The organism is Occallatibacter sp. (assembly GCF_049802275.1).
Classification (GTDB): domain Bacteria; phylum Acidobacteriota; class Terriglobia; order Terriglobales; family Acidobacteriaceae; genus Telmatobacter.
On record NZ_JBARMD010000563.1, the window covers coordinates 1 to 12,249 of the forward strand.

Below are 12,249 nucleotides of genomic sequence, written 5' to 3' on the forward strand. Positions count from 1 at the left end.
CGCTTTATGAACGCGCAGACGCTCGTGGCGGCCGTGAAAAACGGCACAGTGAAAGAAGCGACGATCGACGACAAGGTGCTGCGGATATTCCGGGTAGCATTGCGCTATGACTGGCTCGATCGCCCGCAATTCGATCCCGCGGTTTCAACCTACTCGGTAGCCGACCGGCCGACAGCGTTGAAAGGCGCGCTCGAGAGCATTACGCTGCTGAAGAACGAAGGGCACACGCTGCCCCTTGACGCGACGAAGGTGAAGACGATCGCCATCATTGGACCGGATGCATGGCCCGCAGTGACAGGCGGCGGCGGATCCTCAGAGGCAGCGGCGTTCGAGCCGGTCAGCATTGTGACTGGAATCGGCAAACTGGTTGGGCCAGATACGCACATTCTCTACACGCGCGGGCTGCCTGAGATGAATGACATCTTCGGGCAGACGCACTGGGAGTCCGACCTGAAAGCCGCGACTTACCCGAGCAAGAACTTCACCGGCTCTCCCGAAACCGCGACACAGCGAAACATCAACAACTACAAGCAGGAGTGGTGGGGCCCGGAAGACAAGACACCGCGCAGCATTCGCTACTCCGGCTCCTTCAAAGCCCCGAAGGCCGGCAAGTACCTGGTACTCTCCGCCGCTTCGGGCAGCGATCACTACATGGTCAGCGTCGATGCCAAACAGATTATCGAGCAGGAGCAAGTTGAAGGACAGCACCCCGAGTCTGCATCGATCGATTTGAGCGCCGGACAGACCATCAAAGTTGTTGGCGATTATCTTCCGGGCTTCGTCGGCAATCGCTTCGGCCTCGGCATTGTGAATGAAGCGGACATGATCTCAGCCGAAGTTAAGCAATACGCGTCAGTCGCCGATGTCGTTGTCGTCGCCGTGGGCTTCAATCCTTCGACCGAGAGCGAAGGATTCGATCGCAGTTTCACGCTGCCTTGGGGGCAGGACGCGCTGATCGAGGCAACGGTGGCGGCGAATCCGCACACCGTGGTGACCTTCATCGGCGGCGGTGGTTTCGACACGCAACGTTGGCTCGACAAGGTGCCTGCCCTGGTGCATGCGTGGTATCCCGGCCAGGAGGGCGGAACTGCCATTGCCGAAGTTCTCTTCGGCAAACACAACCCCGAAGGCAAATTGCCGGTGAGCTTCGACCGCAGTTGGCAGGACGATCCGTCGTACGCCTACTACTATCCGATCAAGGGCGCAGACACAAAGCTGCACGTGGTCGAAAACAATCGCCCGCCGGTGGACTACGTCATCCCGCACGTGAAGTACGAAGACAAGCTGATGGTGGGCTATCGCTACTGGACCACCACGGGAAAGCATCCGCTGTTCCCATTTGGATTCGGCCTCAGCTACACGACCTTCAGCTTCTCAAACCTGAACGCGCCCGCGACGGCGACCTCGGGTTCAACTGTGCCGGTGAGTCTCGACGTGACCAACACAGGGTCAACGCAGGGTGCGGAAGTAGCCGAGCTTTACGTTTCCGATCCGTCAGCAAAGGCCAAGCGGCCCGAACGCGAGTTGAAGGGCTTCGAGAAAGTAAGCCTCGCTCCCGGCGAAACGAAGCATGTAACGGTATCGCTCGATGCGCGCGCCTTCAGCTACTGGGATGAGGCGAAGCACAACTGGACCATCGACCCTGGCAAATTCGTAATCCTCGTCGGCGACTCCAGCGAGAACACGCCGCTGCACGCCGATCTGACCATCAACTAGACACACCACTGAAACTCAATAGGAAAGGGCCTGCCGTTGATTTGCGGCAGGCCCTTCTGCTTTGTGTGGATCGATTTTAGTGCTGATCCTGATCATCTCCGTCGACGGGCTGATTGAGCCACGGAGTGAACAGGATATTGGGGCCGGTAGTTGTCGAGCATCCCCATCCGCCTGGTCCCTTGGCGCAGCCCCAGTAGTTTTCACTGGCATCACTGCCGCCTTTGCAGCTTGGGTCGTCGAGGGTGCAGACGTTGGCAACACCGACTTTCCCCCCACGCAGATCGTTCAAATGAATGTTGACCCATGCCGGGGTGTTGACCGCAACATCGATGTCTTCGTCGGTGATGACATTATGCGAGATGATAGTTCCGTTTACGGGGGTTCCGCCGCCGCCACTGTTGATGTTGATGCCGACGCGCCCGCCAGTTGCGGTGTCATCCACATCAGCGAGATTCTTGGCGATGTAGTTGCTGATGATTACGTTGCCACCCATGTTGTCCGCTGGGAGATGGAAATTCGGACCCACATGCGTATGCAACGCAACACCGCCAATGCCGTTGCCTATAAGCCTGTTGTGGCTGATCACATTTCCTGAGGCCCGGCCGGAACCAATCCCATCAGAGAAGAGTCCTACGCCGGCGCCTCCCACTTCGACGCCATTGTTTTCGACATCATTGGCATCGACTGTTATGTGATAGACACCGTGATGTGCCGATCCGATTGCTCCCACGGGTGGATGTGACGCAAGCACGATGCCGCACTCGCCTGGATTGTCGTTCACGCTGTTCTGGATAATCAGGATGTCGTGACTCGGCGCAGACTCGTCGCTCACCAGGATGCCATCATCATTTTTGGTGATTGTATTTCCAGAAATGGTCGAATTCCAGACGCCGATGAGGTGCAATCCTCCGCCGCAATCGCCGGTCTCATCCGTCTCGAACGCTGGCTGTCCCGGACATGCCCCAGGATTGCCGGTAAACATGGAGGGTGCCTTGGTGTTGTTGGTGATCTTGCTATCGCGAATCGTAACGTCGGATGCGCTGACAACCAGAATGCCTTCCCAGTTCGCATTCTTTACTGTGAATCCGGCGATGTTGACGTGATCCAGACCTGCGTTGTCGAATCCGTCAACAAAGATGCCGTTCCCACGACCAGTGGCGTCGATGATAGAAGCGCCCGCACCCGCACCGATCAGCGAGAGCGGCTTGCCTATTACGACATCTTCTTTATAGGTGCCGGGGCCAACGTTGATCACATCCCATGCCGAAGCATGAGCAACAGCGGTTGCGATTGTTGAGTAACATCCGTGCGAACCTGCAGGATTCACACACAGAGTTGCGGCTGCGGCTTTCTGATGCGAACCTGCAATCAGAACGATGCAACAGAGAAACAGCACTTTGCGAAGAGTTGTTGGGGACATGTGACCTCCTGGGGAGTTCAGTGGGAACCCAATTTTCGGCGCTCGTTTTAGAGACCGTCAAGCAAAAACTCCGCCAATTCACACAAATCGCGAAGTGATCGCAACCGCCGCGGAGAGCGTGGCAAGAAATTGTCCAGGGACACAACGCCGTCGCATTCCGCCCTTCGCAAAATGAGTCGTCAGGTCGGTCTATTTTTCTGTCGGAGTGGGCGGTACAGGCAAGCCGACTTCGCTCGCAGGCGGCAGAGTGTGAGTGTCCCACCAGTGCTGAACAACGTTCTGCCAAGCGTTGCCTCGGCCCACCCACATCTGCGTTGCGCGATCGTAGCGGGCCATGTTGTTGGCCAGCCAGTATGTGCGGTTGTCACGCAGCCATGCATCATGAAAGAGCTGACCGATCTGCGAGTATCCATCGCGAATGTCTTCAATGCGCCCATTATTCGATCCAATCGAGTAAAGCGCATCTGAAACTTCACTCCAGTGACTCTGATCGCCGGCAAGCGATTGCGCTCTCGCATAAAGAACTGCGCAATCCTGCGCCGCCTGAAACTTGTACCCAATAAAGTCGATGCGCCGCGCCCCGAGTTCAATTGCATCGAGCGCTTCAGGGTTATCGAGCTTTGCAGCAGCGCGCGCCTGCGCGAGAAGCGTGATAGCGCTTTCGGCGTGCAGACGAAGTTCCGACGCGACTGGCAGGAGCTTCCTTGCGACCTGCTGGCCTTCAGGCGAAAACGGATCGACCCAGAAGTAAGAATCCTGCGCGTCGTCGAGCCCTGCTTTCTTCAATGTTGCGTGAGCGGCCATCAGTTCCTGCTGCGCCTGGCTTATCTTGCCTGTTGGATCGTTGTGAAATGCGTGGCCATAAGCGGCAATAAAGGTGCTTTCAGAACTCTCACCCGGCTGCCACGCCGCCGCCGCACCGAAGAGAATGCCGAACCAGTTCTCGTCGAATATGCCTTCGCCATCGTCGTTCCACACCGTGTTGAGCATCCCGATTGCACCAAGCTTCTGGCCATCACGCACGAATCCGCGGATGTTCCCGAGCGCTTCGTTGTTGTTGGGGTAGACGCGATTCCAGTTATTCACGCCCGTCGCCACCCATGTTTCCAGCCCCGACTTGATAAATGGCTCAAGATTCTGGGTAAAGTCGGGCTTCGCGTCGTAGTGCCATGAAACCGCAATCATGTCCTTCGGCAGAGTGCCGACCAGCTCCGGCGAGTTTTCGGCAATGTCTCCCCAGAACAGCAGCCGTTTGTGATTCGGCTCCAGTTCCTTGTGTATCTGCGAAAGAAAGTTGAGATAAACCGCGCCCAATCCCTTCTGTGCAACCTCGTCGCGTGTGCGCCCCAGACCTAGCTGGTCAGTCTCATCCGCTCCAATGTGCGCATACGGGCCGGGGAAGACTTTCGCCAGTTCGCCAAACCACTCTCCGATCTGCGGCAGGCTTCCCGGATCGCCCGGTGCCAGCACGGCACCTCGCGGCGTCTCTCCCAGCTTCGAGTACTGCTCGAACTTCAGCACATGATGCAGATGCCCGAACGCTTCCTGCTCCGGAATGATCGTGATGTGATACTCCGCCGCGTATGCCACAAGTTCTCGAGCTTCATCGGGAGTGAAAGCGCCACCGGGAAACGCGGCAACTGGCGTGCTCGCATATGCAAATGTGTATTCGAAATACGGCGATAAGATGTTGTACTTGTACGCAGCAAGCGTTCGGATCTCGCGCTTCAGGAACTCCGCATTTGGCAGCGGTCCACGCGACCAGTCATCACTCAAGCCACGATGTGCCATCGCCGGCCAGTCGCGAAGCGTCGGAACCAGCAACTCAGCCTCTTCACCCGATCCGCGAACAAGCTGCTTCACAGTCTGCGCACCATAGAAGATGCCTGCATCAGTCTGTGCTGTTACGGAGAGACCACGCGCTGCAGTCGGCGCAATCCTGTACTCCTCGAGGCTCTCTTTACCGTGCTCCGGGATAACTCGCAGCAACCTGATCGTCACGGCGTTCGCTTTCCCAACAGTGATGCCCCGCGCCTTGAGCGACTCCTCAAGATCGTTCGCGGCAAATTCGTCCTCAGCGTTTTTGCCTGAGACAATCCGCAATCCGATCGAACCAATCGGGATGGCCTTAACCGCAGTGCACTCTCGCACCGCCGGCACCAGCTTCAAATCCGCGCACGTTGGCACACTCTCCGCCGAAGCCCCCACTACCATAAACGCAAAAACACATAAAGCCGCGATCGTCCCAAAACGCATCAGAGCCCCCAAATAAAAACGTTTGAATTCCAGCAAGACTATATCCTGCCTCTCGCTCCTACAACTGCAATGGGTCGGCTGGACTCGTTCCCAACGATGCACGTCTGAAATCCTACCGCTACATCGGAGGGAGCAGGGGCCCGAGGCCCCTGAAACGTCGACATTCAATTGAACGCGGCCTTCAGGCCCGGGGCTTTCCCCAATCCAATAACCGCCGATCGCACCAGAGATGCGCCAAGACTAAATCCGAATAAATATTCTCTTCTTAAACATCCACCACAAAATCACCCAATACGCCATCATCGTCAACATACCAAGAAACAACGGCTCCAATCCAGCCCCAAGCATATTCAGGAACCGCATCCCCAGATGAATCTTGAAGCTGTTCAGGATGAACTCCTCCCAAAGATGCGCAATCAAATACGCCGCGATCGAATTCGTGCCGACGACCATCAGCGGAAACGCAATCTTCCTGTATCCCCGCACATCGATCACCCACGAGAAGGCCGCCAGAAATGCGAAGCACACTCCCCCGCTCCACAGCGTCCACGCCGGAGTCCAGATGCGCTTCACAATCGGACAGATCCCTGTGAAGTGCAGCAGCAGCCCCGCCGCCATCAGCGCCACCGCTGCAATCGCAAACTTCCGCAGCGGAATCTTCGGCGCATTCTCGTGGAGCCACCGTCCCGCAATCAGCCCCAGCAGCATCGTCCCCAGCGTCGGAATAAAACTCAGCGTCAGATATCCGCCCACGTTGAACGCAAACCGGCTCGTCCGCGGAAACAGATTCAAAAACCACACATCGAACGCGTTGCCAAAATTGCTGTGCTTGTTCCAGTGCGCCGCAAAGCCGTGGTATTGGTACTTCTGCACAAACTCCTGCGAAACGCCAACCGCCGCCCAGTCGTAGTTCGCCCCCGGTGCAGGATACAGAGCCCACGCCAGCCAGTACCCAAACAGAATTACCCCCAGCCAGATCCACTGCCAGCGCGGTTTCAGAAACGCAATCAGAAACGCAAACGTGTACCCCAGCCCAATCTGGCTCAATGTGTCTTCAAACGTGTAATAGGTAATCGGGCTGTCCGTCGACCGCAGAAAAATACCCAGCGCAACCAGCAGCACGCTCCGCCACATCGTGTGGAACAGCATGTACGCGAAGCTCTCGCCCTTCCGCTGCCGGCTCTTGATCGAATAAGGCAATGCCGCGCCCGCCAGAAACGTAAACCCCGGCTGAATCGTGTCGTGCAGGCTCATCCCCGCCCACTCAACATGCGTCTGGTTATAAGCAAGAATCCGCCAGAACGAGCTACCCGGAAATGCGCGCGCAATATCCGCGAAGCGCATCACCTCGCCCATCATCAGCACCATCACCAGCCCGCGAAAAGCATCGACCGCAACATTGCGCGGAGGCGGCGCAGAACTCTTCTCCGGCGCCGAAAGCGCATCGACGGAAGGGTTAGATGCCTGGCTCGTGACCACTGCTGATGTGCTCCGTGTAGAAAGTCGCCAACCGCAACCAGTTCGGCTGCCCAACATCCTACAGGAACACTTCGACGCTTACCGTAGAGTTTTCAGCGCCGGATAAAGCTTCCGCCACTCCGCGTACCCGGCCTTGTACGCAGCGAGATCAGCCGCATCCGGCTCGATGCGTTGAGCCACCTCAATCGCCTGCCCGCACGCCGCATCGAGACTCGCCCAGTGCCCTGTGCCCACGCCCGCCATCAGCGCGCATCCAAACGCTCCGCCCTCTTCCGCCGTGAGCACCTCGACCGCCTGCCCGTAGACGCCCGCCTGAATCTTGCGCCATAGCGGACCGCGAGCACCACCGCCCCCCAGCCGAACCGCACTCAGCGGAATTCCCAACTCAGAAAACAGCGTAAACGAATCGTTCAGCGAATAAGCCACACCTTCCAGCACAGCGCGCGTGAAGTGCGCCGATGTATGGATCGTCGAGATGCCGGCAAATGCCGCACGAACCTGCGGATCGAGATGCGGCGTACGCTCTCCCATCAGATACGGAGCCCACATTAGGCCTTCGCTTCCAGCCGGAACCTTCTCCGCCGCCGCCGTCATGCCGTCATAGTTCTGTCCAGCAAAGAATGTCTGTTTCAGCCAGTTCAAGCTCAACCCCGCCGACTGCGTTACCCCCATCACGTGCCACACACCCGGCACAGCGTGGCAGAACGTGTGCATGCGTCCCTTGGGATCCTTCGTCGGCTGTGCAGTCGCCGCAAACACCACGCCCGAAGTGCCGATCGTCGCCGATACCGAGCCCGGTTGCAGAATGCCCATGCCGACTGCACCCGCGCCCTGGTCCCCCGCGCCAGCCACCACTGGAGTTCCAGCCTTCAGCCCCGTCACTCCCGCCGCCGTCTCGCTGATCCGCGCACAAACCTCAGGCGACTCATACACCTTCGGCAGCCAGCTTTCAGGAATCCCCGCCGCCTCCGCCACTTCCTTCGACCAGCGCCGGTGCGTCACATCCAGCAGCAGGGTTCCGCTCGCTTCCTGCACGTCAATCGCGAACTCGCCCGTCAGCCGATAGCGCACGTAATCCTTCGGGCACATGATGTGGCGAATCTTCGCGAAGATCTCCGGCTCATGCGTCTTCACCCACAGCAGTTTGGTCAGAGTGAAATTCGGCAGCGCCGGATTACACGTAAGTTCAATCAGCTTCTCGTAACCGATCTTCTCGTGCAGCCAGTCACACTCGGGCTGCGTGCGCGTGTCACACCAGATCAGCGCCGGTCGCAGCACCGTGCCTTTCTCATCCAGCATCACCGCGCCATGCATCTGCCCAGTCAGTCCGATTCCAGCAATAGGCTGACGCGGCTCGGGAGCGGAAGCCAGGGCAGACCTAATTGCTTCCTGTGCCGCACGCCACCAGTCCTCGGGGTCCTGCTCGGCCCATCCGGGATGCGGCGTACGAAAGGGAGCGTGCTCGCTCGAAGCTCCACTGATCAGCTTGCCGTTCGCGTCGACAACCACGGCCCGCGTACCGCCCGTACCCACATCCATTCCCAGGAACCACATCGCCTTGCACTCCTCGCGTAAATCGGTTTTCTCTGCGCACGCAGCATACCAGCTTTGGTCAGCGCCGGAAAGCTCTCTGGCCAGACAAGAACAGCCATAACCGATGGAGAGGTGGTCTTGGCCACGATGGGTTGCTGCCATCGAAGGGGCTCTGGCCTGTAGTGCTGTCATCTTGAGCGAAGCGCAGCGCAGTCGAAGGATCTGCCCTGAAAATTCTCATACCTCGATCAAAACTGGGTGGGCCCCATCCAAGCGCAGCTTGGGTGGAAAGCACAATGATCGGCTCCTCTATTTTCACGGTCGCTGGGTGGCGAAAAGCGCCATGCATGACTGCGGTTGCCTTTCTCAGTGCCACCCCGAACATTCGCGTGGGAAGAACCTTACTTGGGAATTGTCCACAACCCGCTCGCAACTCCGGTGACGCTGCCCGTCAATCAGAGAATTTGACCGTCCCGCATGTGAATAGAGCGTCGGGCGAAAGAGGCAGCCACTTGATCGTGGGTAATCATGAGGATGGTCTGGCCGAATTGTTGATTGAGATCGGCCAGGAGCTTCAGCACCGCTGTCGAATTTTGGCTGTCAAGGTTTCCCGTCGGCTCGTCCGCTAGAAGAATCGCGGGCCGGTTTACGAGTGCTCGCGCAATTGCAACGCGCTGCTGCTGACCACCCGATAGAGCACGCGGCTTGTGCTTCATCCGATCAGCAATACCAAGGATATTCAAGATTTCCTGGAACTCCGATGAGAACTGCATTCTCCCGTTCGCTATGAATTGGACGATCCGGATGTTGTCTTCTGCGTTCAGAGTTGGCAGCAGATTATATTTCTGAAAAACAAAGCCTACCGTGTCTTTTCGGAGTTTTGCGCGGTCTGCGTTTGAAAGATCTTTGAGGTCCTTCCCATCGATTCGGACGATGCCGGAGGTGGGCGGCGTCAGTGCCCCAAGAATATTGAATAGCGTCGATTTTCCAGACCCAGATGCCCCAACCACGGAGACGAACTCACCTTTAGACACTTCGAGATTTGCACCCTGTAAGGCGTGCACATCAACATCACCTGCGCGATATGTCTTATACAGATTTAGAACTTGAATCATTGGCGTCTCATTCATACGAGAGCGCCTCTGTAGCATCTTGCCGCACTGCTTTAATGCCGGGAACTATAACGCCAAGCAAAGCGCCAAGAATGGCGATGCCGCCCGCAATCGGCCACCATGTGTAGACTGTCTCCTGGGTCAAGCTGGCCGGTACGGCATGCTGCATCAGCCATTGGGTCACGTAGGTGAGCAAGATCCCAGCAAACGTTCCCAGAATCGAGAGCAGTAGTGTCTCCCTGAAAAGCAGATTGAGGATGAAGCCGGACGAAGCTCCAACAGCTTTCAAAATGCCGATCTCCCGTGTCCGCTCGAGCACTGCGGTATACATTGCCATGAACACAACGATGAAACCGACGATCACTGCTACACCTATTACGACGCCGATAAAGTTCCTTAGCAGCCCGACGCTGTTGATCGACAGGAGAGATGTGAACTCTTCGACCGTATAGATGGGGTAAGCTGGCATCTTTGCCCGCAATCCGCTTAGTACTTCCTGAATGTGATCGGGGCTGTCGACCTTGACGTAAATCTGACTCAGATGATGTTCATTTCCCATCAACCGTTGAAGGACGCCAATACGCACACAAATGCGGGCCAGTTTGCCCGATTCAAAGATGCCTGCGACTCGCCATTCTTGATTAATCAACTGGACCTTGTCGCCTACGTGCAGCCGTTTCTCCTTGGCGTAGTATTCGTCGATAAGCATGTCCTGGTCGCTCGCGAAAGGACCTCCTTCTATAAAGTGGAATCCGCCGCTCATCTTCGAGAATTGATCGAGATCAAGTCCTGTAATCGAATCGAAGCCTGACAAAGGCTGAATCGCGGTCCCGGTCGCCAGTGCGACGCGTGGCTGACTGGCAACGAAATCCACGAGCTTATCTGACATCGGCGCGGTGCTCAATCCAAGGATCGACGATCCTGGAGGACGAATCATGATGTCGGCTCCCACACCACGGGCGCGTCGAGCTGTCCCGTCCAGCGTGCCATAACTGACGCCTACGAGAGTCAAGATCATCGAAACTTCAACCGCGATTGCGAGCACGCTCAATACTGTGCGCACGGGTCTATGGGCGAGATTTGAGAGGACAAGTTTATTGATCAAGGAGTGCTTCGGACGAGCTGAATTTATCTGGCTGAAACCTCCAAGAGTTTATCTCAATCCGTCGCTTTGCGTTGCGCGGTGTGTTGAGTCTGACAATGGCCCAGCCATTTCGACTGGGTGCTATCGTAAACTGGACCGCGAAATTCGAAATTCCTATGCCATCGCTATCTGCTTCACAAGCAGTCTGGCCCGCCATGCTGCGCACGTTCCGCTACGGTTTCCGCCCATTCAGTTGTCGGACATTCCTGAAGCTGGCTGCAATAGCCGTAATTAGCGAAGGAGTCATGGTCAACGCCAGGTTTTGGATTCCGGATCTGTTCTCGTTCAACATCTCTAAATTTGACTTCACCACCCTGCTGCCTCCGGAGACAATCTTCTTCACAATTCTGGAAGCCGGGCTGATAATTTTGCTCTCCTTTATTGTTTTCTACGTCTTTGTTCATCTTCGCTTTGTATTTTTCCACTGCGTTGCCCATGAGACTAAGCGAGTTGGTCCCGTCTGGGAGCTCTATCGGGTTCCGGCCATGCGGTTCTTTCGGGCGACCTTGCTGTTCTGGCTAACCGTGGCCGGATTGACCACTCTTGTGCTGGGGGGATTCATCTCAGTCGCCATAACCGTCTTCAAACTGCGGACGCCCGAAGGGAAATTCGATCCGGGAGTCTTTCTCATGACGTTCCTACCATGCATGGGATTTACTTTTCTTGTTTGTCTCGGAGCCGCTATCGCCCACATTGTGATGGTTGATTTCATTCTTCCGCAAATGGCGCTCGAGGAACTCACTTTTAGAGAGGCGTGGAATTCTGTAAAGGTCCGAATTCGCAAAAATGGCGAGACCTTCTTCTCGTATTTTATACTGCGCCTGGGGCTTCCACTTATTATCGGGATCATTTTTGCACTAGCTGCTTGGCTTTTAGGCCGGATGGTTTTTGGATCTCTCGAGATGTTCGCTGTAGCGTTCAACTCAATCCTGGAAGACGCGACAGGAGCACTAGCATTTTGTCGCATTGCAATTGATGTTTTGGTCGAATTGCTGGCCATCGGTTTTGGCCTGCTAATATCACTTGGCCTCGGTGGCCCGTTGGCAACATGGATTCGCAATTACGCCATCTTGTTTTATGCAGGCCATTATCGAGTGCTTGCGGATGCTCTTAACCAATCGCCTTGCGGTCGATGATTGTGGCCAGTTGATGGAATGGCGTGCACTGCGGGTTCAGAATTAGGGAACTGAGGAAACGATCAATCCGGTGTATAAGCATCTATTCGGAAGTAAGCATTTTTTGTAGTTGGAAAGCCCGGAAGAATAACCGCAGATGTTTCGACTCCGATTCGCTTCGCTCAACATGACAAGCGCTTTGCCATTGTTGGTGAATAGCCGCTTATGCGGACGTCACAACTCAGGATTTACAGCAGTACCGTTCTCGTTTCCGTCACCATTTTGCCCATTCCCCACCCAACTCATCCTCATGTAAACTCGTCTCACTCGCAACCGTCCCCGCTTCCCTGCCGCCGGCAAGTCTCCCCATTCAATGCTGGCCGGTTTCCTCCCAAGGGCGAATCGAGATTCTCCGAACGAAAGAGACACCATGACTGCATCCGCACCCTCACCCGATCACATTCTGCAAACCGG

The 12,249-nt window shown here is 56.4% G+C and carries 8 protein-coding genes; 2 read left to right on the forward strand and 6 right to left on the reverse strand.

The genetic code is table 11. From position 1 onward, the window contains the following. A partial coding sequence (locus tag WA354_RS19385; RefSeq protein ID WP_472814666.1) for a glycoside hydrolase family 3 C-terminal domain-containing protein occupies positions 1-1,716 on the forward strand: 1,716 nt, incomplete at its 5' end. Between the two features lie 76 nt (positions 1,717-1,792). Here WA354_RS19385 and WA354_RS19390 read toward each other — a convergent pair. The 6 genes from WA354_RS19390 to WA354_RS19415 form a co-directional block, all read right to left on the reverse strand. After that, entirely contained in the window at positions 1,793-3,136 is a 1,344-nt protein-coding gene (locus WA354_RS19390; RefSeq protein WP_472814667.1) for a right-handed parallel beta-helix repeat-containing protein, read from the reverse strand. Between the two features lie 189 nt (positions 3,137-3,325). Then, positions 3,326-5,323 carry a family 20 glycosylhydrolase gene (locus WA354_RS19395; protein WP_472814668.1) on the reverse strand — a complete coding sequence of 666 codons (1,998 nt, stop codon included), beginning with the start codon at positions 5,321-5,323 and terminating at the stop codon, positions 3,326-3,328. A gap of 309 nt (positions 5,324-5,632) precedes the next feature. Then, a complete protein-coding gene (locus WA354_RS19400) occupies positions 5,633-6,871 on the reverse strand; it encodes an acyltransferase family protein (RefSeq protein WP_472814669.1) in 1,239 nt (412 codons plus the stop codon). Between the two features lie 78 nt (positions 6,872-6,949). After that, positions 6,950-8,425 carry a xylulokinase gene (xylB, locus tag WA354_RS19405; protein WP_472814670.1) on the reverse strand — a complete coding sequence of 492 codons (1,476 nt, stop codon included), beginning with the start codon at positions 8,423-8,425 and terminating at the stop codon, positions 6,950-6,952. Between the two features lie 434 nt (positions 8,426-8,859). Continuing rightward, complete coding sequence (locus WA354_RS19410; RefSeq protein WP_472814671.1) at positions 8,860-9,519, reverse strand: ABC transporter ATP-binding protein; 660 nt, start codon at positions 9,517-9,519, stop codon at positions 8,860-8,862. A 7-nt stretch (positions 9,520-9,526) separates the two neighbouring features. Then, a complete protein-coding gene (locus tag WA354_RS19415) occupies positions 9,527-10,579 on the reverse strand; it encodes an ABC transporter permease (RefSeq protein WP_472814673.1) in 1,053 nt (350 codons plus the stop codon). A 137-nt stretch (positions 10,580-10,716) separates the two neighbouring features. Here WA354_RS19415 and WA354_RS19420 point away from each other — a divergent pair, with 137 nt between their 5' ends. Further along, on the forward strand, positions 10,717-11,796 hold the full coding sequence (locus tag WA354_RS19420; protein WP_472814672.1) for a DUF7544 domain-containing protein: 1,080 nt from the start codon (positions 10,717-10,719) through the stop codon (positions 11,794-11,796). The last annotated feature ends 453 nt before the right edge of the window (positions 11,797-12,249 follow it).